At 66.6% G+C, this 24,550-nt stretch carries 23 protein-coding genes; 2 read left to right on the top strand and 21 right to left on the bottom strand.

All coding sequences use genetic code 11. From position 1 onward, the window contains the following. Positions 1-59: 59 nt before the first annotated feature. From ACSQ3Q_RS05490 to ACSQ3Q_RS05465, 6 genes are all read right to left on the bottom strand, one after another. On the bottom strand, positions 60-890 hold the full coding sequence (locus tag ACSQ3Q_RS05490) for a DUF429 domain-containing protein (RefSeq protein WP_436133399.1): 831 nt from the start codon (positions 888-890) through the stop codon (positions 60-62). A gap of 176 nt (positions 891-1,066) precedes the next feature. Next, a complete protein-coding gene (locus ACSQ3Q_RS05485; protein ID WP_436133398.1) occupies positions 1,067-1,948 on the bottom strand; it encodes an EamA family transporter in 882 nt (293 codons plus the stop codon). 210 nt (positions 1,949-2,158) lie between these two features. Beyond that, complete coding sequence (locus tag ACSQ3Q_RS05480; RefSeq protein ID WP_436133397.1) at positions 2,159-2,581, bottom strand: BLUF domain-containing protein; 423 nt, start codon at positions 2,579-2,581, stop codon at positions 2,159-2,161. A 43-nt stretch (positions 2,582-2,624) separates the two neighbouring features. Beyond that, complete coding sequence (gene folE / locus ACSQ3Q_RS05475; RefSeq protein WP_436133396.1) at positions 2,625-3,344, bottom strand: GTP cyclohydrolase I; 720 nt, start codon at positions 3,342-3,344, stop codon at positions 2,625-2,627. 269 nt (positions 3,345-3,613) lie between these two features. Further along, complete coding sequence (gene clsB, locus ACSQ3Q_RS05470; protein WP_436133395.1) at positions 3,614-4,858, bottom strand: cardiolipin synthase ClsB; 1,245 nt, start codon at positions 4,856-4,858, stop codon at positions 3,614-3,616. An 8-nt stretch (positions 4,859-4,866) separates the two neighbouring features. Then, complete coding sequence (locus ACSQ3Q_RS05465; protein ID WP_436133394.1) at positions 4,867-5,604, bottom strand: endonuclease/exonuclease/phosphatase family protein; 738 nt, start codon at positions 5,602-5,604, stop codon at positions 4,867-4,869. 305 nt (positions 5,605-5,909) lie between these two features. On the opposite strand from ACSQ3Q_RS05465, the gene ACSQ3Q_RS05460 reads away from it, so the two are divergent. Continuing rightward, on the top strand, positions 5,910-7,658 hold the full coding sequence (locus ACSQ3Q_RS05460; RefSeq protein ID WP_436133393.1) for a response regulator: 1,749 nt from the start codon (positions 5,910-5,912) through the stop codon (positions 7,656-7,658). 13 nt (positions 7,659-7,671) lie between these two features. Here ACSQ3Q_RS05460 and ACSQ3Q_RS05455 read toward each other — a convergent pair whose 3' ends face one another. From ACSQ3Q_RS05455 to ACSQ3Q_RS05425, 7 genes are read right to left on the bottom strand one after another with little or no spacing between them, the layout of a single operon-like run. Next, entirely contained in the window at positions 7,672-8,517 is an 846-nt protein-coding gene (locus ACSQ3Q_RS05455) for an aldolase/citrate lyase family protein (protein WP_436133392.1), read from the bottom strand. A 10-nt stretch (positions 8,518-8,527) separates the two neighbouring features. Then, positions 8,528-9,343, bottom strand: a complete 816-nt coding sequence (hpaH, locus tag ACSQ3Q_RS05450) for a 2-oxo-hept-4-ene-1,7-dioate hydratase (protein WP_436133391.1) — start codon at positions 9,341-9,343, stop codon at positions 8,528-8,530. Positions 9,344-9,353: 10 nt separating this feature from the next. Then, a complete protein-coding gene (locus tag ACSQ3Q_RS05445; protein WP_436133390.1) occupies positions 9,354-10,349 on the bottom strand; it encodes a Bug family tripartite tricarboxylate transporter substrate binding protein in 996 nt (331 codons plus the stop codon). 53 nt (positions 10,350-10,402) lie between these two features. Next, positions 10,403-11,362, bottom strand: coding sequence for a fumarylacetoacetate hydrolase family protein (locus tag ACSQ3Q_RS05440; protein WP_436133389.1), 960 nt, complete (start codon positions 11,360-11,362; stop codon positions 10,403-10,405). Further along, entirely contained in the window at positions 11,359-12,252 is an 894-nt protein-coding gene (locus tag ACSQ3Q_RS05435; RefSeq protein ID WP_436133388.1) for an extradiol ring-cleavage dioxygenase, read from the bottom strand. The genes ACSQ3Q_RS05440 and ACSQ3Q_RS05435 overlap by 4 nt, the downstream gene beginning before the upstream one ends. Before the next feature lie 29 nt (positions 12,253-12,281). After that, positions 12,282-13,757, bottom strand: a complete 1,476-nt coding sequence (locus ACSQ3Q_RS05430; RefSeq protein ID WP_436133387.1) for an aldehyde dehydrogenase family protein — start codon at positions 13,755-13,757, stop codon at positions 12,282-12,284. A 25-nt stretch (positions 13,758-13,782) separates the two neighbouring features. After that, a complete protein-coding gene (locus ACSQ3Q_RS05425) occupies positions 13,783-15,276 on the bottom strand; it encodes an FAD-binding oxidoreductase (RefSeq protein WP_436133386.1) in 1,494 nt (497 codons plus the stop codon). A gap of 186 nt (positions 15,277-15,462) precedes the next feature. Between ACSQ3Q_RS05425 and ACSQ3Q_RS05420 the strand changes: the two genes are divergently transcribed. Further along, positions 15,463-16,368, top strand: coding sequence for a LysR family transcriptional regulator (locus ACSQ3Q_RS05420; protein ID WP_436133385.1), 906 nt, complete (start codon positions 15,463-15,465; stop codon positions 16,366-16,368). A 30-nt stretch (positions 16,369-16,398) separates the two neighbouring features. On the opposite strand, the gene nudB is transcribed toward ACSQ3Q_RS05420, so the two are convergent. From nudB to ACSQ3Q_RS05380, 8 genes are all read right to left on the bottom strand, one after another. Beyond that, entirely contained in the window at positions 16,399-16,881 is a 483-nt protein-coding gene (nudB, locus tag ACSQ3Q_RS05415) for a dihydroneopterin triphosphate diphosphatase (RefSeq protein ID WP_436136944.1), read from the bottom strand. A 17-nt stretch (positions 16,882-16,898) separates the two neighbouring features. Next, positions 16,899-17,717, bottom strand: coding sequence for a CsgG/HfaB family protein (locus tag ACSQ3Q_RS05410; RefSeq protein WP_436136943.1), 819 nt, complete (start codon positions 17,715-17,717; stop codon positions 16,899-16,901). 145 nt (positions 17,718-17,862) lie between these two features. Next, positions 17,863-19,665 (bottom strand): aspartate--tRNA ligase, encoded by a 1,803-nt coding sequence (gene aspS, locus ACSQ3Q_RS05405; RefSeq protein ID WP_436133384.1) that lies wholly within the window; start codon positions 19,663-19,665, stop codon positions 17,863-17,865. 41 nt (positions 19,666-19,706) lie between these two features. After that, entirely contained in the window at positions 19,707-20,333 is a 627-nt protein-coding gene (locus tag ACSQ3Q_RS05400; protein WP_192427698.1) for a DUF502 domain-containing protein, read from the bottom strand. Positions 20,334-20,341: 8 nt separating this feature from the next. Further along, complete coding sequence (locus ACSQ3Q_RS05395; RefSeq protein WP_436133383.1) at positions 20,342-20,698, bottom strand: FmdB family zinc ribbon protein; 357 nt, start codon at positions 20,696-20,698, stop codon at positions 20,342-20,344. Positions 20,699-20,761: 63 nt separating this feature from the next. Continuing rightward, a complete protein-coding gene (locus ACSQ3Q_RS05390; protein ID WP_436133382.1) occupies positions 20,762-22,207 on the bottom strand; it encodes a sodium:solute symporter family protein in 1,446 nt (481 codons plus the stop codon). Positions 22,208-22,300: 93 nt separating this feature from the next. After that, positions 22,301-23,872: a ubiquinone biosynthesis regulatory protein kinase UbiB gene (gene ubiB / locus ACSQ3Q_RS05385; protein ID WP_436133381.1), complete on the bottom strand. Its 1,572-nt coding sequence runs from the start codon at positions 23,870-23,872 to the stop codon at positions 22,301-22,303. Continuing rightward, on the bottom strand, positions 23,869-24,513 hold the full coding sequence (locus ACSQ3Q_RS05380) for a hypothetical protein (RefSeq protein ID WP_436133380.1): 645 nt from the start codon (positions 24,511-24,513) through the stop codon (positions 23,869-23,871). The genes ubiB and ACSQ3Q_RS05380 overlap by 4 nt, the downstream gene beginning before the upstream one ends. Between the last annotated feature and the right edge of the window lie 37 nt (positions 24,514-24,550).

Here is a 24,550-nt window from a genome sequence, read left to right as displayed (position 1 = left end):
TAAGCGCTTAAAGCTATTGATTTGATAGCAAGCGCTTAGACTGACCTTGCTCACCACGCTCAGGCCGTCACGATCCAGCCTTCGAGCGGGTCCAGCCCCGGCGGCAGGCCGTAGAACGGGTCGCCCTCGGCGTAGCGCTGCTGGCCCCAGGCGGCCTGCAGCAGGCACAACACGGCGTCCAGGCTGTCGCCGCTGGCGTCGTCTACCAGTGCATCGCGCTGCGCGTGGCTGAGCTTCAGGCGCAAACCCAGGCGTGTCTGGCCCATCTCCAGCGCGTTCACCAAATCTTTGCGGGCAATGAGCCGGTCGGGCGTATGTTTGGCGCGGTCATCGCTTTTGTAGCTGCGCCGCTGCAGCACCTCGCGCGCCAGCAGGCCGGGGTAGGCCTCCAGCGCCACACGGCGGCCGGCCTGCCCGGGCGGGCCTTCCTGCAAGCCCGGCAGGTGCACGCCGGCATCGAGCAGCAGCGGCACGCCCGCGTGCAGCATGTAGGCCACCGGCGGGTTCACCCATTTCATCGACGGGCTGGAGCCCGCGGGCCCATCGGTAGCGCGGTGCGCAAACTTGCCGCCCACGGGCCGCGCATCGCAGAACGCCGCAAATTGCGCCCGGATCTGCTCGCGGCTGAGGCTGCGGTAGTGCGCCATGCAGGCGAGCCATTCGGTGGGCCAGCCCAGGGTCTGCACCAGTTCGCGCGGCAGGCCGAACGGCAGATCAAAACCACCCACCCAGTCGTCGCCCGGCCGTGCCAGCCACTGGCCGAACGCAGCGAGCGTGTCCAACCGCTCCAGCGCGGTGAGCTGCACGCGCGCGCCCTGGCGCTGGCCCAGCGCCAGCACGATGGGCTTGCGCCGCGTGGGGCTGCTGGAGAAATCACATCCGACCAACATGCCCTTCCCCTTCAGACTCCGGCCGATCAACTGGACGCAACCTATGCCACTGGCGCGACCAATGCCAGTGCCCCCGCGCAAGGGCCGCCCCGCCGCGGTGGGGGCGTCCCCCTCCCGGCTCGCGCAGCGAGACGAGAGAGGGGGAAGGCGCGAAGCGACTCAGGGGGTGCATCCTCTTATCCCAACGCCAGGGCCGTGACGCCGGCGGCAATACACACCGCGCCCGCAATGCGCGCCGCACGGTCGCCCTCGCCCAGCAGGTGGCCGCCGATGAGCGCGGCAAACAGCATGGACACCTCGCGCGCGGGGGCCACGTGCGACAGGGGCGCCTCGCGCATCGCATACAGCACGAGCACATAGGCCACAGGGCTCACCACCGCCACCAGCAGGGCCACGCGCCACTGCGTGAGCCACAGCGCGCGCGCGGCAGGCACATCGCGCAGCACCACGGGCGCCAGCAGCGCCACCCGCACGAAGTTGCCCATGTAGTCGATCAGGATGGGCGACATCAGCAAAATCTTGACCGCGTAGCCATCGACCACCGTGTAGCTGGCGATGAAGGCGCCGGTGAGCAGCCCGTAGGCAATGCCCTTGTGCACACGCGCGCGCGCCGCCGGGTCGTGCGCCGCACGCAGCAGGCCCGGGCCGCCCGCGATGAGGAACACGCCGCCCACCACGCCAACGATGCCCAACGCCCCCAGCGCCGAGATGCGCTCGCCCAGCAGCGTGATGGCCACCAGCGACGACAACAGCGGCCCCGAGCCCCGCGCCAGCGGATACACCACCGTGAGGTCGGCCTTGCGGTAGCCACGCAACAAGATGACAAAGTAGCCCACGTGCAGCAGCCCGCTGGCCACCACAAAGCCCCACTCCACCGCGCCCCACAGCGGCACCGCATCGCGCCCCAGGGTCCAGCCCAGGGGCGCCCAGAACAGCATCATCAGCACCGAAGTGAAGAACGCGAAGCGCGAGTCGCCCCCTGCTTTCTTGGCCACGATGTTCCAGCAGGCGTGGATAAGGCCGGCGAGGATGATGAGGGCGAAGGCGGTGAGGGTCACGGGGTGGGAAAAGGAACGGCCTGAACGCAAAAAACCGCAGCGCCTTCTGGGCAGCTGCGGCTAGGAAACGCTATCTATAGCTGCGCAGAAAAGTGGGGTGATTTGCGTAGCGAGCGGCCTCAGCCTGGGTTGAGGAACGCAGCCGCACTCCCGTGCGGCGAGTACCGCAGGCCCGGGATGTGGCCGCGCAGTAGCCAAGCACCCCGCTTTTCAGGCTCTGCCGATGATGGCGGCGGTGGCCATCAGCTCTTCGAGCAGCGCAAACGACACCTTGCCCGACACCGCATACGGGTCCAGCTCGGGTTTCTCGGAATACTTGAGCAGGATCGAATGGTTGATCTTGGACAGGTTCACCTGGCCCATCGTCCAGCCGCCAAAGCGGCGCTCCGAAATCTCTTCGTAGTGCAGCAACTCCACGTTCTTGTGGCGCACATCGCGCTGGATGTGGCCATACAGGTCGCTCACCGCCGCGCGCCCGCCTTCGATGGCCTGCAGAAACACGCCGCCGCCGTAGCACAGCACCCCGGTGATGCCGCAACCCGGGTTGTGCTGGCGCGATTGCGTGAGGATGGCTTCGATGGCGGCGGGCGAGGTGTCCACCGCGCGGCTGGCATAGAGCAGGCGTACAAGCATGGTCTGTTCTTTCCGAAAGTGGTGAGGGCAAGAAGCTCGGTTCTTACCGGGGAATGAGGGAGAGGAATTCGCGGCGCAGCGCCGAGTCCTTGAGGAACACGCCGCGCATCACGGAGTTGATCATCTTGCTGTCCATCTCGCGCACACCGCGCCAGGACATGCAAAAGTGGCTGGCTTCCATCACGATGGCCAGGCCGTCGGGCTGGGTCTTTTCCATGATCAGGTCGGCCAGCTGCACCACGGCTTCTTCCTGGATCTGCGGGCGGCCCATCACCCAGTCGACCAGGCGCGCGTACTTGGACAGTCCGATCACGTTGGTGTGTTCGTTGGGCATCACGCCGATCCAGATCTTGCCGATGACCGGGCAGAAGTGGTGGCTGCAGGCACTGCGCACGGTGATGGGGCCGACGATCATGAGCTCATTCAAGTGCTCGGCGTTGGGGAATTCGGTGATGGGCGGCTGGGCCACGTAGCGGCCCTTGAACACCTCATTGAGGTACATCTTGGCCACGCGGCGCGCCGTGTTGTTGGTGTTGTGGTCGCCCACGGTGTTGATCACCAGGCTGTCCAGCACGCCCTGCATCTTGTGCTCCACCTCGTCGAGCAGCTTCTCCAGCTCGCCCGGTTCGATGAACTCTGCAATGTTGTCATTGGCATGAAAGCGCTTGCGGGCGGCGGCAAGGCGCTCCCGGATTTTGACGGAGACAGGCGTGCCTTCGTCCGGCGGGGTGGGCGTCATATCGGCGGCAGTGGTGCTGGACATGGCAGGAATCGTAACAGCGATTGCAACAATCCGGATTTGAAGGGTTTTTGGCCTCCAGCGCTTGATCCATAAGCGCTAATAGCTATTAAAAACATAGCAAATTCAGATGCAGGAATCCCGCATTTAACCAAGCCCCGCCCGCCCACTGCGCAAAAAGCAAGCGCCGCCCTCCCACCAGTGCACCCCGTGGAACCCGCTTTGCCGGGCCGCCGGTGGCGTCCCCCCGGGGGGAAGGCGGTTCAGCCGCCCTGGGGGACTCTCACCCAGCCTCAATACCTTTTTCCGTTGATCCACAGCGCCAGCCGCATCAGGCCAAAGGCGATGCGGTCGAGCAGGCGCTGGCCCAGCGGGCGGCCCGCGTACTGCGCCGGGTCCATGCGCCGGCCGGCGTGTTGCATGGCGTGCACCAGGCGCTGGCGCAGGTCGGCAGCAAAGGCGGCGTCTTCGACCACCACATTCGCCTCGCGCGCCAGCAGCAGGCTCAGCGGGTCGAGGTTGGACGAGCCCACCGTGGCCCAGGGCCGGTCGCCCAGCGCGTCGATCACGGCCACTTTGGCGTGCAGAAAACTGGGTTCGTACTCGTGGATCTCGACGCCTGCCTCCAGCAGCGCACCGTACACCGGCCGCGCCGCGTGGTACTGCATGAAGTATTCGTACCGGCCCTGCAGCAAGAGGCGCACGCGCACCCCCCGGCGCGCGGCCATCACCAGCGCGCGGCGCAGCTTGCCGCCGGGCATGAAGTAGGCGTTGGCGATGATGACCTCGTGCCGCGCGGCGCCAATCGCCCGGCGGTAGGCTTTTTCGATGCGGCTGCGGTTGCGCACGTTGTCGCGCAGCACCAGCGCAGCGCGCATGGGCGGGCCGGTGTCGGCGTTGGCCACATCGGCCGCGTGTTGGGCTGCGCTGGCGGCGCGCAGGGATTGCAGCGCCTCGGGCAGGCGGCGCTCGCGCGCGTCGCGCACGGCCTGCATGCGCCACCACAATTGGTCCATGGTTTCGCTGGCGGCCGTCACCAGGCTGCCGGTGGCCTGCACGGCAAAGTCAAACCGCGGTGCCTCCAGCGCGCCATAGTTCGGGTCGTGAAAATCATCGAGCACGTTGATGCCGCCGCAAAACAGCGTGCGGCCGTCCACCACGCACAGCTTGCGGTGCAGGCGGCGCCAGCGGTGCGGCAGCAGCAGACCCAGCGGCCCCAGGGGCGAATACACGCGGTACAGCACGCCGGCCGCCTGAAGGCGCTCGGCCCACGCCACCGGCAGCGCGCCGGTGCCCACGCCATCCACCACCAGCTGGGTGCGCACGCCGCGCTGGGCGGCGCGCATCAGCGCTTCGGCCACCGAGGCCCCGGCGCCCGTGAAGTCAAAGATGTAGGTTTCGAACTGGATGTCCGACAGCGCGGCGTCCATGGCCTCGATGAGCGCGGGGAACAGCTCTTCCGTCCCCTGCAGCAGCCGGACCCGGTGGTCGTCGGCAAATTCGAAACCGTGGGTCCTGAAGGGCGATTTTTTCTTCACGGGTGGGGCTACAGCCGGAACTCGGCGATCAAGGGCAGGTGGTCGGACATGCGCCACCAGATGCGGCCACGCGGCACGTGCAGCGACAGCGGCGTGAGCCCGCGCACGTAGACATGGTCGAGCTGCGCCAGCGGCAGGCGCGCGGGGTAGGTGAAGGCGCGCGGCGCATCGAACTCGTGCAACGCAAATCCTGCCAGCATGCGCTTGATCTGCTGCCCCCAGTCGTTGAAGTCACCCGCCACCACCACCGCGGCATCGGGCGGCACTTCGCGTTCGATAAAACGCGCCAGCCGCTCGATCTGGCGGATGCGGCTGCCGGGAATCAAGCCCAGGTGCACCACGATCACGTGGATGCGCCGGCCGTGGGCATCGACCTCGACGTGCAGCAAACCACGCTGCTCGAAGCGGTGGTCGGAGATGTCCTCGTGCTGGTGCCCGACCACGGGCCAGCGCGACAGCAGCGCGTTGCCGTGTTCACCGTGTTTGGTGACGGCGTTGGTGCGGTACACCGCCTCGTAGCCTTCGGGCGCAAGGAACTCGGCCTGGGGCAGCTCGGGCCAGCGCTGAAAGTACGTGGCCTCGCGCCGGTGCAGCTTGCGCACCTCCTGAAGGCACACGATGTCGGCGTCAAGTTGCTCCACCGCCAGCCCGAGGTTGTGGATTTCAAGCCGCCGCACGGGACCAATGCCTTGTACCCCCTTGTGGATGTTGTAGGTCGCCACCCGCAGAATGTCGTCGTGTTGCATGGTCCTAGAAACGGTAGTTGAACGCACTGGCCAGTGCGGTGATGGGCGCGCCAGGCAAACCGCGACAACGCGGCGGGCCCATGCCCGCAAGGAGAAGCAACGCCGCAGGGCGCGCTACGAAGCAGCGAAAGTCAGTGTCCATGGGGCGCTCTAGAAGATAGCAGGCGGTCGTCTGCCGCTTGTAGGACCTGGGATTGTGTCGCAAGCCGCACCCGGTGCGGGTTTGCCCGACGCTCGGCCAGCAACCATCGACTTACACTTGGTTGCATCCACTTGCCGCCCCGGCGGCCCGGACCACACCCCTGATGGCTACCGAGAACGACCCATCCGCCGCACCGCCCCCGGTCCTGGCGCTGATCGTCGACAGCAATGCCACGTCGCGCAGCATTCTGGTGGGGCAGCTGCGCGAGTACGGCGTGACCCGCATCGTGCAATGCACCCGCGTGCAGGACGCACGCAACCGGCTGGAGCACACCGTTTTCGACTACGTGTTGTGCGACCAATACTTTGGCGAAGGCGGCTACTCCGGCCAGACCCTGCTGGACGACCTGCGCCGTGCCCAGTTGCTGCCCTTCTCCACGGTGTTCTTCATGGTCACGTCCGAAGCCTCGTACGCCGCCGTGGCCGAGGCCGCCGAGTCGGCGCTCGATGGCTATCTGCTCAAACCCTTTACCCCGAGTGCGTTGTTCGAGCGGCTGAGCCTGGCCCGCTTGCGCAAGGTGCACCTGCGCCCCATCTTTGACGCCATCGAGGCCGAGGATTTTGAAAGTGCCGCGCGCCTGTGTGTGGCCCGATTCGAGGCCCGCCAGCCCTACTGGCTGTACGCCGCGCGCATCGGCTCCGAGTTGCTGCTGCGGCTTGCCCGCCACGACGAAGCACGCACGCTGTTTGAGGCGGTGATTGCGGCGCGCGCCCTGCCCTGGGCCAAGCTGGGTGTGGCGCGTGCGCAGATCGAGTCCGGCCAGGCGGCGCGCGCCGTGACCACGCTGCAGGAGCTGATTGGCGAGGACGCGTCGTTTGCCGACGCCTACGATGTGCTGGGCCGCGCGCAGGTGGAGCTGGGCAATTTCTCGCAGGCTATCGAGACCTATCGCACTGCCAGCGGGCTCACGCCGGATTCGGTGGTGCGGCTGCAGAAGCTGGGAATGATGTCGTACTACATGGGCGACCGGGAAACGGCCACCAAGGTGCTGTCGCGCGCCGCCATCCTGGGCATCGACTCCAAACTGTTCGACTTCCAGTCGCTGGTGCTGCTCACCTTTGCGTACTTTGCCGAAAACGACCGCAAGGGCATTGAGCGCTGCATGGCGGACTTCGGCCGCGTGCTGGAACGCCACCAGGGCAGCGCGCGCATCCAGCGGTTCACCACCGTGGCGCGCGCGCTGCAGCTTATCCAGCAGCGGCAGTTCTCGCAGGCGGTGGAGTCTGTACGCGACATGGCGGCCGAGATCACGTCCAGCAGTTTTGACTTTGAGGCGGCGTGCAACCTGGGCAGCCTGCTGGCCGTGCTGGCGGTCACGTCCATCGACCTGTCTGAGGGCGAGGGCTGGATCCGGGCGGTGGGCATGCGCTATGCCAATACCCGCGGCCTGACCGAGCTGCTGGCCAACGCCTGCAACCTGCACGCGCCCTACAGTGAAGTGGTGCGCGATTGCCTGCCCCTGGTCAACAAGACCGCCGAAGCTGCCATGGCGCAGAGCCTGGCGGGCGACCCGGCCGGCGCCGTGCAGCAACTGTTGCAACAGGCTGAGCGCACGCTCAACTCCAAGCTGCTGGACATGTCGCAGCAGGTGCTGCTGCGCCACAGCGCACGCATCGCATCGCCCGAAGCGCTGCAAGAGGCCATCAACGCCCTGCGGACCCGCGTGGGAAGTGCGCCAGCGCGCGCGATCCTGGGGCAGGAGAGCGACCGCCGGCCGGGGGGTGTCGCCATCCGGTCGCGCAACGCTGCCGAGCTGGGACCGACGCCGAACGCGCCAGGCGGCAGCGACCTCGGTGAGGGCGATGACAGCGTGCCAGACGATCCGATGGAAAAGCTCCGGCTGCGGCCCTAACCCTCTTGGCAGATCAGTACACCGCCAGCGCTGGCGCGGTGGCCGACGGGACCGAACGCACGGCCCTGCCATACCGCGCCGCCAGGTCGCGTGTGGCCGCCACCAGCACGCTGGTGTCCACCCCCACGGCCACAAACACGGCGCCCAGCTCCAGGTAGCGGCGCGCCAGTGTCTCGTCGGCCATCAAGATGCCGGGGGCCTTGCCCGCCGCCAACACGCGGCGTATGCCGTCTTCGATGACAGCCTGCACCGCCGGATGGCCCGGGTTGCCCACATGGCCCATGCTGGCCGACAGGTCGGCGGGGCCGAAGAAGACCCCATCCACCCCGGGCGTGCTGGCAATCGCATCCAGGTTCTGGATGGCGAGGGTGCTCTCAGCCTGCACCAGCAGGCACACCTGGGCATTGGCCTCCGTGAGGTAGCCGGGGTAGCGCATCCACTGCGAGGCGCGTGCCAAACCGGCACCCATGCCGCGGATGCCGCCCCGCCCGTCGTCCTGCGGGTAGCGCATGGCACGCACCAGCTGGCCCGCCTGTTCGGCCGTGTCCACCATGGGCACCAGCAGGGTCTGCGCGCCGATGTCCAGGTACTGCTTGATGAGCGCCGTGTCGCCCACGGGCACCCGGGCCACGGGGTGCGGGCCAGTGCCCAGCATGGCGCGGGCGCTGGAAATGCCCTGCAACTGCTCCAGCATGCGCGGCACGTCGTTGGGCGCGTGCTCGCCGTCGAGCAGCAGCCAGTCGAAGCCTGCCCCTGCGACGAGTTCGGCCGCGTAGCCGCTGGCCAGACCGAACCACAGGCCGATTTGCGGCGTGCGCGCTGCCAGCGCCTGCTTGAAGGTGTTCACCGGTGTCTGCATGGTGGAGGCCTCAGACAAAACGGAAGGCGATATTGCCCAGCGGCCCGTAGTCCGCATGGAAGGTGTCGCCCGCAGCAGCCGCCACAGGCCGCGTGAACGAGCCGCCCAGTACCACCTCGCCCGCCTCCAGCCCCTCGCCATAGGGTGCCAGCTTGTTGGCCAGCCAGGCCACGCCCGTGGCCGGATGGTTGAGCACGGCGGCCGCCAGGCCAGACTCCTCGATCACCCCGTTCTTGTAGAGCAGCGCGCCGCACCAGCGCAGGTCCACCGCATCGGGCCGCACGGGGCGCCCGCCGGTGACGATGCCGGCATTGGCCGCGTTGTCCGAGATGGTGTCGAACACCTTGCGCATCACGCCCGTGTGGCGGTCGTGCTGCTCGATACGCGCGTCGATGATCTCGATGGCCGGCACCACGTACTCGGTGGCGGCCAGCACGTCGAAGATGTTCACAGGAGGCCGCCCCGGCTCGCCGCGCAGCGGCTTGTGGAGCACGAAGGCCAGCTCCACCTCCACACGCGGCAGGATGAAGCGCTGCATCGGGATGTCGCCGCCTTCGGCAAAAAACATGTCGTCCAGCAAGGTGCCAAAGTCGGGCTCGGTGATCTGGCTGGCGACCTGCATGGCGCGCGAGGTCAGGCCGATCTTGTGGCCGCGCACCGTGCGCCCCTCGGCGATCTTCATCGCCACCCAGGCGCGAGAGATGGCATAGCCGTCCTGCACCGTCATGCCGGGGTGGCGTTTGGAGAAGTGCTCTACCTGCACCCGGGTCTTCTCGGCCTGGTGCAGTTCACGGGCCAGTTGCTGGATCAATGCGTCGTCGAGCATCGTGCGGGCCTCAGGACTCAGCGGTGAAGCCGATGGCCTTCACGATGGGACCCCACTTCTCCCCATCGGCCTTGAGCAGCGCCGCCAGCTCGGCGGGGCTCGACGAACGCGCCTCCAGCCCCATGGCCGCCAATCCGGCAATCACGTCCTTGTCGGCCAGGGCGGTGCGGATGGCCGCGTTGGCCTTTTGCACCAGATCGGCAGGCGCCTTGCCCGGCAGGAAGAAGCCAAACCACTCGTTGTAGACCATGTCCTTGTAGCCCTGCTCGACCAGCGTGCTGACATTGGGCATGAACTTGTTGCGCGTGGCGCCGGAGGTGGCCAGCACGCGGATCTTGCCGCCTGAGAGGTGCGGCAAGAACTCACCCACCGGGGCCGACACGGCCGCGATCTGCCCGCCCAGCAGGTCCAGGATGGCCGGCTGCGAGCCACGAAAGCCCACATGGCGCATGTCGACCTTGCCGGCGCGGCTGATCAGCTCGCCCACGAAATGAGGTACCGAGCCCGGGGCGGGCGAGCCGAAGTTGGCGCCCGTGGGGTTGGCCTTGCACCACTCGAGGAACTCGGGCACCGTCTTCACTGACAGGGGTACCTGGGGGCCCACGGCAAAACCCATGTCGAACACCACGCCCAGCGAGACCGGCGTCACATCGGCCACCGGGTCGTAGGGAAGCTTCTTGTAGGTGTGGGGGTAGATGCCCAGCATGGACATGGGTGTGACCAACAAGGTGGCACCGTCTGCTGGGGCTGCTTTGAGCGTGGCAATCGCGATCTGCCCGCCGGCGCCTGTCTTGTTCTCGACCACGGCCGACTTGGCATAGACCGGGGCCAATTGGGTCGCGACGCGCCGGGCGAGCGTGTCCACGGTGCCCCCGGCAGCAAAGCCCGCCAGTATCTTGACCGTGTCGATGGATTGGGCGCGCCCGATGATGGGCAGTGTGCCCGCGGCGCCGGCCAGCGCGATGTGCAGAACGTTGCGGCGCGATGTGGGGAAGGAACGGTTCATGGTTTGTCTCCGGTGTTGTAGTGCGATCAAGGAAAACGGGAGCGGGGAAAGGGCTACGGCGTTCGCGCCTGTTTTGTTGCGGCCTGTTGGTAGTTGGCTTTGAAGCGCTCGGGCACCCGCTCGTCAAAGCCAAACGCAACCCGCCGCACCTCGGGGCTGTCGGTGGGCTGGTGGCCCACGCCCAATGCCGAGGCGCGCGGCGCATCGATGGCCACCACGGTGCCCGCCAGGCGGCCCAGGCCGGTGATCTCGCATTCGACTATGTCGCCCGGGTCCACAGAGCGCGAGTGGCAGGGCGTGCCCATCAGGATCACATCGCCCGGCACCAGGGTGATGTGGCGCGCGATGTCGGCCACCACGTAGTGCGGGCCCCAGATGGTCTCGTCGCCGATGTGTGCCTCCTGCACCACCAGGCCGTTGCGGTAGGTGCGCAGCGTCTGCTCGAACAGGTTCACGCCGCGCACGATGCCGGGGCCGATGGGGAGCAGCGTGTCCGCGCCCTTCACGCGCAGCATGCTGCCCTGGTCGGTGTCGCGGTAGTTCTGCAGGCCCATGTCGAGCGCGGGGCAAAAGCCTTCGATGTAGTCCCAGGCCTCATCAGGCAGCACGTTGCGGCAGGTCTTGCCGATGACCACAGCGTACTCGCCCTCGTAGTTGAGGTACAGGCTGTCGGCAGGCTTGTGGATCTCGCAGCCATGGCCGTTGACGGAGGTCGGTGGCTTGGTGAAGTAGGTGGGCGTCTCGGTCGGCTTGGGCTGGTTGCGCGTCTCCAAGCTGCGCGAGCTGTAGGAGATGTGCACCGCGATGATCTTGCTGGGCGCGACCGGTGGCAGGTGCTGCACCGTGGCAGGGTCGAGCACGCGGCCATCGTCCAGGCGCAACTGCCCCTGCTGCGCGCCTTCTTCCACCAGGGTGCCCCAGCAGGCGCTGCCGCCCACCAGCACGCGGCGGCGCTCCACGCGCGGGCCGCGCATCACGGCGGGCAGTTCGGTGACCGGGAATTCGAAGTTCATGCCGCCGCCTCCGCCGCTTGCGTTTCCCCATCGAACCACATGTGCACGTTGCCCGTGCCGCGTGCATTCTCGTAGGCCGACAGGGCCACGCCGCGCGCGCGGCAGTCGGCCCCGCCCATGGCGCCCAGCATCTGCAGATAGTGGGCGCCGAAGGCCTCCCAGGGCATCTTGCGGTATTCGTCCTGCCAGCGATCGAGCACCCTGTCGTGCCGGCCCTGCTCCATCAGCGCGATGGCGCCCTTGTCGCTCACGATGTTCTCGGGGCGCGAGACATTGCTCTCGTGGAAGATGCGCGGGTGGTTCGGCTTCCAGTCGATGGGGTTGAACTTGTGGCTGAGCGCGCCCGATGCCAGCAGCAGCACGCGCAGGTCGCTGCGGCGCACGGCCTCGGCGATGGCCTCGCCCGATTGGAGGAAGTGGCGCCAGTCGCAGTTCTGGCACGAGCTCACGGTGACTACCGGTGTGTCGCTGCGCTCCAGGCGCAGGTGCTTGACCAGGTTGATGGTGGCGTACTGCTTGCCCAGGTCAGGGTGGTTGATGACTCGGTTGTAGCCGCCCTGCTCGCGCGAGACGGCCTCGATCTCCAATGCCAGGTCCGGGTGGCCGCGGTAGTCGTAGGGCACGCCGTGCAGGTACCAAGGCATCTCGTCGGAGATGTAGTGGCCCTGGTAGCGCGGAGCGCCATCCACCAGGTGATAGCCGGTGGTGAACCAGTGCGAATCGAAAATGATGACCACGTCGGGCCGGGCTGCGGCGATCTTTGCGCGCAGGCGCGCATAGCCGGGGATCAAGTCCGAGTCCGCTCCGGCGCCTTGCAGCACGCGAAACTCTTCGCACTGCATCAGGCCGGGGTGGTGCGAGACGATGGCGGCGCCAACGATGTTTCCCATGGGGTATGTCTCCTGTGTGTAGGTAACGCTCAACGGTGGCTGAAGCTGGCGCGGAAAGGCTTTTTCGGAACGACGACATCCTTGACGTCGCAGAAGAACTCGAAGCTCCAGTCCCCGCCCTCGCGGCCCACGCCGCTGCGCTTGATGCCGCCGAAGGGCGCGGCCAGGTCGCGGATGCCGAAGCTGTTGACCCAGATGAAGCCGGTGCGCACCTGCTGCGCCACGGCACTGGCGTGCTGCGTTTCGCCGTAGCAGACGCCGCCCAGGCCGTAGTCCGTGCCGTTGGCCAGGGCGATGGCCTCCTCGTCGCTGTCGAAGGCCTGCAAGGTGAGCACCGGGCCGAAGACCTCGTTCTGCACGATTTCGCTGTCCTGGCGCAGGTCGGTGAGCAGGGTGGGCTGGTAATACTGCGCGCCGAAGGGGTGGTGCGAGCCGCCCCAGAGCAGCGTGGCGCCATCGGCCACGGCACGCTGCACGAAGCCGTGCACACGCTCGACCTGGCGCGGGTGGATGATGGGGCCGACCTCGGTGGCCTCCTCGCGCGGGTCGCCCACGGTGAGCTTTTCGACATAGCCGCGCAGCGCGGCCACGAAGGCATCGTGCACTTTGCGGTGCACCAGGAAGCGCGTGCCCGCCAGGCACACCTGGCCGGCGTTGCGGTACATCAGCGCGCCGGTGGCGGCCGCGTTGTCGATGTCAGCATCATCCAGCACGATGAAGGCCGACTTGCCGCCCAACTCCAGGCTGCAGGGCACGAGGTTGGCGCCGGCGGACTGCGCGATCCACTTGGCCGTGGGCACCGAGCCGGTGAACGAGATGCGCGCCAGGCGCGGGTCGCTGACCAGGCGTGCACCGGTGCTGGCGCCCGCGCCCTGCACGATGTTGAACACCCCGGGCGGCAGGCCGGCAGCGTGCGCACAGTCGGCCAGCAGGCTGCTGGTCAGCGGGGCCCATTCCGGCGGCTTGACGATGACGCAGTTGCCTGCGGCCAGCGCCGGGCCGAGCTTCCAGGTGGCCAGCATCAGCGGCGCGTTCCAGGGCGTGATGATGGCCACCACGCCGGCCGGGTCGTGGCGCACGAGGTGGGTCGCCTGCTCGGTCTCGATGGGCCGGTCCTGCAGGGTCAGCGCATGCTCGGCGAACCAGGTGATGTTGAGCATGGCGCGCGGCACCACGCCGTGCTTCATGCGCGAGAGCAGCACGCCGGCGTCGTTGGATTCGAGCGTGCAGAAGGCCTCGGCGCGCTGGCCGATCTCGGCCGCGAATCGGTCGAGATACGGCTTGCGCTCGGCGGCCGTGAGCGCACTCCACGCCGGGAAGGCACGCGCTGCGGCGGTAACTGCGGCATCCACCTGCGCGGGCGAACCCTCGCTGATACGGCCCAACAGCGCCTGGTCGATGGGCGAGTGCAGGTCGAAGCGCAGGTCCGACGCCACGCGCTGGCCGTCGATGTAATGGTGGGGCGATACGGCGATGCCGGCAACGCTGAGCGTGTCATTGTTCATGTGGTTTCCAATGCGATAGATGCAATTAGTGGCGGTGGCCTGCCGCTGGCTGGGGCAACAGCTTGGCCGGGTTCATCAGGCCCTCTGGGTCGAGCGCGGCCTTGATGCGATGCATCAGGCGAAGCTCCAGCGGCGCCTTGTAGCGCGCCGATTCGTCGCGCCGCAGCACACCCAGTCCATGCTCCGCGCTGATGGAGCCACCGAAGTCGTGCACGGCGTCGTGCACCAGTTGGTTGAGCGGCCCTTCGAGCGCCAGGAAGGCCGCCTTGGCCGCTGCGCCGAGTGGCCCGGGAGTCACGGGAATGGCGGGCGAGGCGTTGTAGTGCAGGTTGCCATCGCCCAGGTGGCCGAACGTGACCTGGCGCACTTGCGGAAACGTGGAAGCCACCGCGGCATCGGTGCGGGCAATGAATTCAGGGATGCGCGAGATCGGCAGGGCGATGTCGTGTTTGATGGTCGGGCCCTCGGCGCCCTGCGCCTCAGAAATGTTCTCGCGCAGCGCCCACAAAGCCTCGAACTGCGCAAGCGTGGTCGACAGGGCCGCATCCGTGACAACACCCTGCTCGATCGCCGCTTCGAGCAAGCCCTCCATCGACTGGGCCGCGTGCACCTGGGCATCCGCCTCGGCGCCCGTGACCGAAACTTCCAGGAGCACATACCAGGGCGAAGCTTCCGCCAACGGGCGCCGTGTGCCCGGCACATGGTGGACCACCAGCTGCATACAGGTGTCCGACAACAGTTCGAACGCGGTCAGCGAGGCGCCCACGCGCTGTTGGGCCAGCACCAAAAGCTGCAGCGCATCCTCGGGAGTGGGCACCCCGACCAGCGCCACCATCTGCGCGGCCGGCAGGGGGAACAGCTTGAGCACGGCGGCCGTGATCACACCCAGCGTGCCTTCGGAGCCGATGTACAGGTCGCGCAGGTCGTAGCCGGTGTTGTCCTTGCGCAGGGTGCGCAACCCGTTCCAGACCTCGCCCTCCGGCGTGACGACCTCCAGCCCCAGGCACAGCTCGCGCGCATTGCCGTAGCGCAACACCTGCACGCCGCCGGCATTGGTGGCCAGATTGCCGCCGATGGTGCATGAACCCTCCGCGGCCAGGCTCAGCGGAAACAGGCGCCCGGCTGCGCGGGCGGCCTCCTGCACCTGCAACAGTGTCGCGCCGGCCTCCACCACCACGGTGTTGTTGAGCGGGTCCATCTGGCGCACGCGGTTGAGCCGGGTGAGGGACAGCAACAGCGGCAAGCTCCCCTCCGCCATGTCGGCCTCTGGCACCGAGCCGCCGGAGAGCCCGGTATTTCCGCCCTGCGGCACCACCGGCACCCGGTGCACATGGCACCAGGCGAGCAGCTGCGCCACCTCGGCAGTGTCCGCAGGCTGGGCAACTGCCAGCGCAGGCCCCGTCCACTTGCCGCGCCAGTCCGTGAGAAACGCCGCGGTCTCCGCTGGCTCCGTCCACAAACGGCCTGCATAGGCACTGCGCAGCGATGCCAGTGCGGTTTCTGAGCGGGAGTCGTTCATCATTTGGTGCTGCAGGTGGGCATATCGTTTTCTTGAATTCGCTGGGCAGTGACGCTGGACCAGCGCGGCTGTCTGCATCTGCCGCGGAGTATCGAGAGCCCCCCGTCGCACCACAATCAATGCTTTCTGATCGATTGTGAAGATGATCTAATTAATGGCACCCGAGAGCGCCGGAGATCACCAGCCATGTCATTTCCCCACTTCACGCCCCGCCAGCTCGAAGCCTTTGTCACCGTGGCCGAGCTGCGCAGCTTTGCAGCCACGGCAGACCGCCTCGCGCTCACTCCGTCGGCGGTAAGCCAGCTGGTGGGAGAACTGGAAGACGCACTCGGCTTCAAGCTGTTCGAGCGCAGCACGCGCCGGGTGGACATCACCAGCGCCGGGCGGGAGTTCCTGGCCTCGGCAGAGTCGGTGCTCAAGCACCTGCGCATGGCGCAATCGGCCGCCAGCGATGTGCGCAACCGCGCCGCCGGCATCGTGCGGATTGCAGCACCGCTGGTGGTGGCCAGCGTGATCCTGCCCAAGGCCATCAAGGCCTACGTGCAAAAACGTCCCAAGGTGCGCATCCACATCCGCGATGTGCCGGTAGAAAAGCTCGTGGATGCCGTCGCCAGCGGCGATGCCGACCTGGCGTTGGGCCCGGACCGCGCCTGCGGCGATGACGTCGTGCGCACCCAGCTGTTCGAGAGCCCCTGGGTGCTGTGGTGCGCGCCCACCCATCCCCTGGCCCACAAGCGCAGCGTGACCTGGAACCAGCTGCACGCCTACCCCCTGGTGGCCGCCGGCCGCGACCATGAGCGCAGCGTGGCGCAGATGCACACCGGCCTGCCCAGCGGGCAACGGGTGACGCCGGTGGAGATCGTGGACAACATCTCCACCGCCATGGGCCTGGCAGCCGCTGATGTGGCTGCGACCCTGGCGCCCGACTATGTCGGCGCACTGGCCAAGCCCCTGGGCTTGGTGCGCCGGCGCATCCTGTCGCCCGAGGTCATGCGCTACGTGTGCCTCTACAGCCCCGCGCGGCGCGCGACCTCGCCAGCGGCAGAAGGCTTTTCAGACCACCTGATCCAGACCCTCGCCAAAAGCAAATGAGCGATAGCTCCAGGTGGCGCTCGGTTCGCGCTACTTCGCCCGTTGCGCAGTGAACCGAGGAAGAAGCAGGCAGGCCTCGGCGTTGGAGGCCGAGAAGCACCGGTCGGCTGCGCATTGCCAGGGCAGCCATTCAAAGGCATCGTGCTCGCGGGGGCTCAGCACGACCGGCGTGGCCGTGGGCACACACAAGCCAAAGACGCGCTCCCGGTTGCGCACAACACCGGGGGCGTAGCGGTGCAGCCATTGCGGCCAGATGTCGTAGACGTTTTCCAGCGCCCAGTCCGTGAGCACGCAACCGGGTGCGCGCGCATCGAGGCCGGTCTCTTCGGCCACTTCGCGGCGGGCGGTTTCCTCGAAAGGCTCGTCCAGCTGGTCTTTGCTTCCGGTAACGGACTGCCAGTGCCCTTCACCGCCGGTGCGGCGGATGAGCAGGACCTCCAGCGCCGGCGTGTGGATGACCACCAGCACCGACTCCGGGAGCTTGTAAGGCCGCTGCTGCGCTGCTGCTGCCACCACGTGCCGCGATCTCTTTAGCCGCCCTTGGAACGCGGTGTTGCCGTGGTGGTGGGCACCGGCGGCGGCAGCTCCTTGGCCTGCAATGCGCGCACTTGCACGACCAGCTGGTTGTGCGCATCCAGGAAGGCGGCTGCAATGACCTTGCCTTCGTTGGTATTGCTCCAACCGGCTCCGGCGGCCCCACCCAGCTTGCCGAACACGAGCCCGCCCACGCCCAGATCCGTGGTGCGAGCCGCCCCGGTGGCCGCGGCGACCTGCTCGGTGGTTTCGTTGTCGGACAGCAGCAAGGCCGTTTGCGCCTCTTTGAACTTGACCTGTTCAACGATGCCGGCCAGGCCGGCGATGTCCCGCAGCACCGGAATCATCGCGATCACCCCGGCCAGTCCGCGCCCCGCATCCTGCTCGCTGAACGTGAGGCTGGGCGTAAGCGTGTACTGCGCCTCGTAGCCCTTGCCTTTGGCCACGGTGGAGTTGTTCTTGCGCAGCACCCCGGAGTCCTTGAGGTCCTGCTCCTGGATGGTGCCGCGCAGGCCGGCCGACCGGTCCACCACGCGGAAACAGCCGCTCTGCTGGGCCAGGAGCTTTACCAGGGGCACGGGGGACGGTGGGAGGCTGTAGCCCGAACCCATGACGTAGCCGTTGGGGTTTTCGGCCAACGCCAGCGTGGCGACGGGCGCTTCGCAGCGCACCAGTTCACGCGCGGCGTTGCTCGCGCCCACCGGCCCCGCCGAGCCGGTGACCACCGAACCACCCTGGCCCAGTTCGGTTTTTTTTTCGCCGCAGCCTGCCAGTGCCAGCAGCGCAGCGCCCATCCACAAGGCCCGGGTCGTCATTGAACGCATGAAGGGTTTCCTTTCAATGCCAGCGCCACACCGCGGTGGACTGGCCAAGAAAAAAGCGGCGCGGGCCTCCAGGCCCTTGCCGCTTTGTATTGCGATGCCACGAGACCGCATCCGCCGGGTCGGGGGCAGTGCCGTATCAGGCTGCCTTGACAGCGTCGAGGTTGCGCAGGCGGATGTGCAGCTCGCGCAGCTGCTTTTCGTCCACGGGCGAAGGCGCCTGGGTCAACAGGTCTTGCGCGCGCTGGGTCTTGGGGAAGGCGATCACGTCGCGGATCGACTCGGCGCCGGTCATCAGCGTGATCAGACGGTCAAGGCCGAAGGCCAGCCCACCGTGCGGGGGAGCGCCGTACTGCAGGGCATCCAGCAGGTAGCCGAACTTGGCCTGCGCGTCTTCTGGCGAGATCTTGAGCGCATCGAACACCTTCTTTTGCACGTCGGCACGGTGAATACGCACCGAGCCGCCGCCGAGTTCCCAGCCGTTGAGCACCATGTCGTAGGCCTTGGCAATGCACTTGCCAGGGTCCGTGTCCATCAGGTCCTCGTGGCCATCCTTCGGTGACGTGAAGGGGTGGTGCACGGCGGCCCAGCGGTCGTTCTCTTCGTCATGCTCGAACATCGGGAAGTCCACCACCCACAGCGGCGCCCAGCGGCTTTCGAACAGGCCGTTCTTCTTGCCAAACTCGCTGTGGCCGACCTTCAGGCGCAGCGCGCCGATGGAGTCGTTGACGATCTTTTCCTTGTCGGCACCGAAGAACAGCAGGTCGCCGTCCTGTGCGCCGGTGCGCTTCAAGATTTCGGCGATGGCTGCGTCGTGCAGGTTCTTGACGATGGGCGACTGCAGGCCCTCGCGGCCGTTGGCCACTTCGTTGACCTTGATCCAGGCCAGGCCCTTGGCGCCGTAGATTTTCACGAACTCGGTGTAGGCATCGATCTCGCCGCGCGAGATCTGCGAGCCGCCGGGTACGCGCAGGGCCACCACACGGCCACCCTTGGTGGTGGCGGGCGCCGAGAACACCTTGAAGTCCACGTCCTTCATCACTTCGGTCAGCTCGGTGAACTCGAGCTTCACGCGCAGGTCAGGCTTGTCGGAGCCGAAGCGGAAAGCCGCTTCCTGGTACGTCATGATGGGGAACTCGCCCAGGTCCACGCCCAGCTGCTGCTGGAACACCTCGGTGATCATGCGCTGGAAGATCGCGCGGATTTCTTCTTCGTTCAGGAACGAAGTCTCGCAGTCGATCTGCGTGAATTCGGGCTGGCGGTCGGCGCGCAGGTCTTCGTCGCGGAAGCACTTGGTGATCTGGTAGTAGCGGTCGTAGCCGGCCACCATCAGCATTTGCTTGTACAGCTGGGGCGACTGCGGCAGCGCGAAGAACTGGCCGTCGTGCACACGGCTCGGGACCAGGTAGTCGCGCGCGCCTTCGGGCGTGCTCTTGCCCAGCATGGGCGTCTCGATGTCGATGAAGCCTTCCTTGTCCAGGAAGTTGCGCACCTGGATGGAGGTCTTGTAGCGCAGCATCATGTTGCGCTGCATGTGCGGGCGGCGCAGGTCCATCACGCGGTGCGTGAGCCGCGTGGTTTCCGACAAATTCTCGTCGTCCATCTGGAACGGAGGCGTGACCGAGGGGTTGAGCACGTTCAACTCGTGGCACAGCACTTCGATCTGGCCGCTCTTGAGCTTGTCATTGGTCGTGCCATCCGGGCGCGGGCGCACCAGGCCCACCACCTGCACGCAAAACTCGTTGCGCACGCCTTCGGCAGTCTTGAACATCTCGGCGCGGTCCGGGTCGCACACCACCTGCACATAGCCTTCGCGGTCGCGCAGGTCGATGAAGATCACGCCGCCATGGTCGCGGCGGCGGTTCACCCAGCCCGACAGGGTGACGGTTTGGCCCATCAGGGCTTCGGTCACAAGACCGCAATAGTGGGAACGCATGGCCATGGGAAAAACTTCCGGCGCCGCAGTGGCGCGTTAAAGGGGATTCACAACTTACTGGGGGAAACAAGCGTGGGGTCAGCCGGGGCGACCACGCCCATCGAAACAATGTATTTGAGGGCCGAGTCCACGCTCATGTCGAGCTCGACGCAGTCGCTCTTGCGCAGCATCACAAAATAGCCGCCTGTGGGGTTGGGCGTGGTGGGCACATACACACTCACGAACTCGTCACGCAGGTAGGCGGCCACTTCGCCGTTGGGCGCGCCCGTCACAAAGGCCACGGTCCAGACGCCTTCTCGCGGCCACTGCACCAGCACCGCCTTGCGAAAGGCGTTGCCGCTTTCGGAGAACAGCGTGTCGGAGACCTGCTTGACGCTGGAATAGATGGAGCGCACCACGGGGATGCGGTGCACCACCGCATCGCCCCACTGCACCAGCTTGCGGCCGGCGAAGTTGCTGGCGATGGCGCCCACCACCAGCAGGATCAGCAGGGTGAGCACCACACCAAAGCCGGGCACGTGAACGCCCAGCAGCTTGTCGGGATGCCATGCGCCCGGCAGGATCTGCAGGGTCTGGTCCAGGGTGCTCACAATCCAGTTGAGCACCCACGCCGTGATAACCCCCGGCACAATCACCAGGAGGCCGGTCAACAGCCATTTGCGCAAGGCAGCCATGCAGTGACTCAGCTCGAAGAGGTGGTTGTAGAGGCAGAACTGCCGCCAGCGCTTGCTGGACTTGCGCTGGCTGCTTCTTTTTTAGGAGCATCGCCAGCACTGGCAGGGGCGGCCGCCTCGGACTTGGGCGCCGAGGCGGAGTCCGCCTTGGAATCCGCTGCGGGGGCCGCACCGCCGCTGTTGCCGCCACGGAAATCGGTCACGTACCAACCCGAACCCTTGAGCTGGAATCCGGCGGCAGTCACCTGCTTGGAAAAGGCCTCTGCCCCGCAGGCGGGGCAAACGGAGAGGGGTGTGTCGGAGAGTTTTTGCAGCACATCCTTGGCATGGCCGCAGGAGCCGCATTTGTAGGCGTAAATAGGCATGTCAGTGTGTTGAGGGAAAGTGCAAAACCCTCAATTATAGGCGGCACGCCTTCAACCACACCGTTACTCCGCGCCGACCAACTTATGGTGAGAGGCGTGGCTGTTGCCAATGGCCTGAGGGGCCAGCGAACCCACGAGCATGCCCGCCAGCGCCGCCAGCAGACCGGCCAGCTGCGCCGGGAAGACCGCGCCCATGGGCGTCGCCAGGAACAGCAGCCAGGTGCCCAGGCCGAGCACGATGGCGAAAATCGCACCCTGCGTGGTGGCCCGCTTCCAATAAAGGCCTGCCACCAGCGGCACGAAGGCGCCCACCAGCGGCACTTGGTAGGCGCCCGAGACCAGCTCGTAGATGGACGTGCCTTGCATGCGGATCGCATAGGCCAGCACGCAGGCGCTGAACACCAGGGTGGTGATGCGCATGGTGCGCAGGTGTTCCTTGTCCGTCATCGTGGGGCGGAACTGGCGCCAGATGTTCTCGGTGAAGGTGACGCTGGGCGCCAGCAGGGTGGCCGAGGCGGTGGACTTGAGCGCCGAGAGCAGCGCACCGAAGAACAGCACCTGCATGATGAAGGGCATCTTGGCCATCACCAGCGTGGGCAGCACCTTCTGGGGGTCTTCCTTGAGCAGCGCCGCCGTCTCGCCGGGCATGATGATCAGGGCACTGGCCACAAGGAACATGGGCACGAAGGCGAACAGGATGTAGCAGATGCCGCCGATGATCGGGCCGCGCGTGGCGGCCTGGATGTTGTTGGCCGACATCACGCGCTGGAACACGTCCTGCTGCGGGATGGAGCCGAACATCATGGTGATGCCCGCCGCGATGAAGAACACCACGTCGTGGAACTTGGGCTCGGGCAGAAAGCGGAACAGCTCGCGGTTGGAGGCGAACTCGATCACCTTGTCGGCCCCTCCGGCCATGTTGCCCGCAAACACCGCGATGATGGCCAGACCCACCACCAGGATGATCATCTGGATGAAGTCGGTGACGGCCACCGACCACATGCCGCCGAACAGCGTGTAGGCCAGGATGGAGACCACGCCGATGGCCATGCCCATGGGGATGCTGATGGCGTCACCCGACAGCAGGTTGAACACCAGCCCCAGCGCGGTGACCTGCGCCGAGACCCAGCCCAGGTAGCTGAGCATGATGATCAGCGAGCAGACCACTTCGACCGTGCGGCCATAGCGCTCGCGGTAGTAATCGCTGATGGTCAGCAGCGTCATGCGGTAGAGCTTGCCCGCGAAGAACAGTCCCACCAGGATCAGGCAGAAACCGGCGCCGAACGGGTCTTCCACCACGTTGCCCAATCCGCCTTCGATGAACTTGGCAGGAATGCCCAGCACCGTCTCGGACCCGAACCACGTGGCAAACGTGGTGGTGATGATCATGTACAGCGGCAAATGGCGCCCTGCGATGGCAAAGTCCGCCGCGTTCTTCACGCGCCGGGCAGCGAGCAGGCCGATGCCGATGGTGATCAGCAGGTAAACGATAACCAGGGTCAACAGCACGGGGCGCTCCTCTCTCTTTGTCTTGATTTATCTAGCCGGACGGACATACCTGCGCCTGCCCGGTGCCCCACAGGGACACCGGAACGAGCGAATTTAGAACAGGCGGATTCTGATCAGCAACTGCACCAGCAGCAATCCCAGCACAAACCCGACTCCAGCAAAAATGATGCCTTGCAGGAGGCGATTGGTGCGTTTCTGGGCTTCGAGCAAGTCGCGCATCACATGCTGGTGGTCGGGCTGGCGCTGCCGCTGGCGCAGCGCGTCGTACACAAGCCGGGGCAGCTCGGGGATCAGCTTGGCGTAGTGCGGCGCCTCGGCGCGCAATTCGCGCCACAGCCGTTGCGGTCCCATCTGCTCGAGCATCCACTTTTCAAGGAAGGGCTTGGCCGTGCTCCACAGGTCGAGCTCCGGATCGAGTTCGCGGCCCAGGCCTTCGATGTTGAGCAGTGTTTTTTGCAGCAGCACGAGCTGCGGCTGGATCTCCACATGAAAGCGCCGCGAGGTCTGGAACAGGCGCATCAACACCAGGCCGAGCGAGATCTCCTTGAGCGGCCGGTCGAAATACGGCTCACACACGGCGCGGATGGCCGACTCCAGGTCGTTCACGCGCGTCTCGGGCGGCACCCACCCGCTTTCGATGTGCAGCTCGGCCACACGCTTGTAATCACGGCGGAAGAACGCCACGAAGTTCTGCGCGAGGTATTCCTTGTCCGACTCGGTGAGCGTGCCGACGATGCCGAAGTCGAGAGAGATGTAGCGCCCGAAGGTGGCAGGGTCCAGGCTGACCTGGATGTTGCCGGGGTGCATGTCGGCATGAAAAAAACCGTCGCGAAACACCTGCGTGAAGAAGATGGTGACGCCGTCGCGCGCCAGCTTGGGGATGTCCACCCCCGCTTCGCGCAGGCGGCCGATCTGGCTGATGGGCACGCCGTTCATGCGCTGCATCACCATCACTTCCGGGTGGCAGAAGTCCCAAAGAATCTCCGGGATCAGCACCAGGTCCAGGCCCTGCATGTTGCGGCGCAGCTGGGCGGCGTTGGCCGCCTCGCGGATCAGGTCCAGCTCGTCGTGCAGGTAGTTGTCGAACTCAGCCACCACCTCGCGGGGCTTGAGGCGTTTGCCGTCGGCCGACAGGCTCTCGACCCAGCCGGCCATCATGCGCATCAGGCTCAAGTCCTTCTCGATCACGGGCAGCATGCCGGGGCGCAGCACCTTGACCGCCACCTCGCGCTCGATGCCATGCCGGTCCCGCACCGTGGCGAAATGCACTTGGGCGATCGATGCGCTGGCCACGGGTACGTGGTCGAACGACGTGAAGATCTCAGACAGCGGCCGGCGGAAAGCCCGCTCGATGGTGGCCACCGCGATCTGGGCGTCGAACGGAGGCACCCGGTCCTGCAGCCGGGCCAGCTCGTCGGCCACATCGGGCGGCAGCAGGTCGCGCCGGGTGGACAGCACCTGGCCAAACTTCACGAAGATGGGCCCCAGTTCCTCCAGCGCTTCGCGCAGCCGTTGGCCGCGCGGCGCATCCAGCTTGCGCCCCACCGAAAGCACGCGCGACACCATGCGCAAACCGGGCTTCTGAAAGCTGTCGAGCACCAGACCGTCCAGCCCGTACCGAAACACCACCCACAGGATGGCCGCCCCCCTCAAGAATTGCTTCATGCGCCAGACCGGTCAGGGCTGCTGCCAGGCACGGATGGCGCCAGCGGCTCGGGCACCACGACGGGCGCCGTGGCCATGGAGTTGGACGTGGCGGCTGCCGCAGCGGGCTCCGCAGGCGCCATGCGCGAACCGACAAACTGGCGCAGCGCCTGGGCTGCGCGCCGCGCCACCTGCGCCACCGTGTGGGCGGGGGCGTCGCCGATCACGCGGGCCAGGTCTTCTTCGACATCCCAGCGCACATGGTCGACCAGCCAGTTGATCTCAGCCGCCAGTTGCACATCGCCTTCAATGCGGATGGCAGGCTTGTCGCCGCGCAGCGCCGTCTGCGCGAGCGAGATGGCCGAGGTCTCGGTCACTTCCAGCCGCAGGTCGGGCACAGCGGTCTCTGGGGCCAGGTTGAACAGGCCCGCGGGGGTGATCACGAGGGCCATCGAATACGCACGCCACTGCGCGCGGGCGGTGCGGCCTTTTTGGCGCACCAGCCGGTCCATGGCCTCAGGTTCCTGCATCAGCACATGGTTGAGGAACAGCACGACCCGCTGCTGAACCTCGTGCACCAGCCATTGCGGCGGTTGCGGCCCGGCGGCCACGCGCTCGAAAAGGCCGTCCAGAAATGAAAAAGGGGACTGTGGTGTTGCCATAGTCCCCGATTATTCCCTGAACTGGGATAGCCCCAAA

The organism is Acidovorax sp. LjRoot129 (assembly GCF_964253765.1).
Lineage (GTDB): Bacteria > Pseudomonadota > Gammaproteobacteria > Burkholderiales > Burkholderiaceae_C > Acidovorax.
This window is presented reverse-complemented; position numbering and strand designations above follow the sequence as displayed.

What these genes read in the sequence shown, in the direction of transcription:
- ACSQ3Q_RS05445 (WP_436133390.1), bottom strand. Translation starts at nt 10,349, where the DNA reads ATGAACCGTTCCTTCCCCACATCGCGCCGCAACGTTCTGCACATCGCG.
- hpaH (WP_436133391.1), bottom strand. Translation starts at nt 9,343, where the DNA reads ATGCTCGACGACGCATTGATCCAGCAACTGGCCCGTGAACTGCACCAG.
- folE (WP_436133396.1), bottom strand. Translation starts at nt 3,344, where the DNA reads ATGTCCAGCACCACTGCCGCCGATATGACGCCCACCCCGCCGGACGAA.
- ACSQ3Q_RS05410 (WP_436136943.1), bottom strand. Translation starts at nt 17,717, where the DNA reads ATGACGACCCGGGCCTTGTGGATGGGCGCTGCGCTGCTGGCACTGGCA.
- ACSQ3Q_RS05440 (WP_436133389.1), bottom strand. Translation starts at nt 11,362, where the DNA reads ATGAACTTCGAATTCCCGGTCACCGAACTGCCCGCCGTGATGCGCGGC.
- ACSQ3Q_RS05460 (WP_436133393.1), top strand. Translation starts at nt 5,910, where the DNA reads ATGGCTACCGAGAACGACCCATCCGCCGCACCGCCCCCGGTCCTGGCG.
- ACSQ3Q_RS05455 (WP_436133392.1), bottom strand. Translation starts at nt 8,517, where the DNA reads ATGCAGACACCGGTGAACACCTTCAAGCAGGCGCTGGCAGCGCGCACG.
- ACSQ3Q_RS05465 (WP_436133394.1), bottom strand. Translation starts at nt 5,604, where the DNA reads ATGCAACACGACGACATTCTGCGGGTGGCGACCTACAACATCCACAAG.
- ACSQ3Q_RS05380 (WP_436133380.1), bottom strand. Translation starts at nt 24,513, where the DNA reads ATGGCAACACCACAGTCCCCTTTTTCATTTCTGGACGGCCTTTTCGAG.
- ACSQ3Q_RS05420 (WP_436133385.1), top strand. Translation starts at nt 15,463, where the DNA reads ATGTCATTTCCCCACTTCACGCCCCGCCAGCTCGAAGCCTTTGTCACC.
- ACSQ3Q_RS05435 (WP_436133388.1), bottom strand. Translation starts at nt 12,252, where the DNA reads ATGGGAAACATCGTTGGCGCCGCCATCGTCTCGCACCACCCCGGCCTG.
- ACSQ3Q_RS05395 (WP_436133383.1), bottom strand. Translation starts at nt 20,698, where the DNA reads ATGCCTATTTACGCCTACAAATGCGGCTCCTGCGGCCATGCCAAGGAT.
- ACSQ3Q_RS05425 (WP_436133386.1), bottom strand. Translation starts at nt 15,276, where the DNA reads ATGAACGACTCCCGCTCAGAAACCGCACTGGCATCGCTGCGCAGTGCC.
- ACSQ3Q_RS05430 (WP_436133387.1), bottom strand. Translation starts at nt 13,757, where the DNA reads ATGAACAATGACACGCTCAGCGTTGCCGGCATCGCCGTATCGCCCCAC.
- aspS (WP_436133384.1), bottom strand. Translation starts at nt 19,665, where the DNA reads ATGGCCATGCGTTCCCACTATTGCGGTCTTGTGACCGAAGCCCTGATG.
- ACSQ3Q_RS05400 (WP_192427698.1), bottom strand. Translation starts at nt 20,333, where the DNA reads ATGGCTGCCTTGCGCAAATGGCTGTTGACCGGCCTCCTGGTGATTGTG.
- ACSQ3Q_RS05480 (WP_436133397.1), bottom strand. Translation starts at nt 2,581, where the DNA reads ATGCTTGTACGCCTGCTCTATGCCAGCCGCGCGGTGGACACCTCGCCC.
- ACSQ3Q_RS05490 (WP_436133399.1), bottom strand. Translation starts at nt 890, where the DNA reads ATGTTGGTCGGATGTGATTTCTCCAGCAGCCCCACGCGGCGCAAGCCC.
- ubiB (WP_436133381.1), bottom strand. Translation starts at nt 23,872, where the DNA reads ATGAAGCAATTCTTGAGGGGGGCGGCCATCCTGTGGGTGGTGTTTCGG.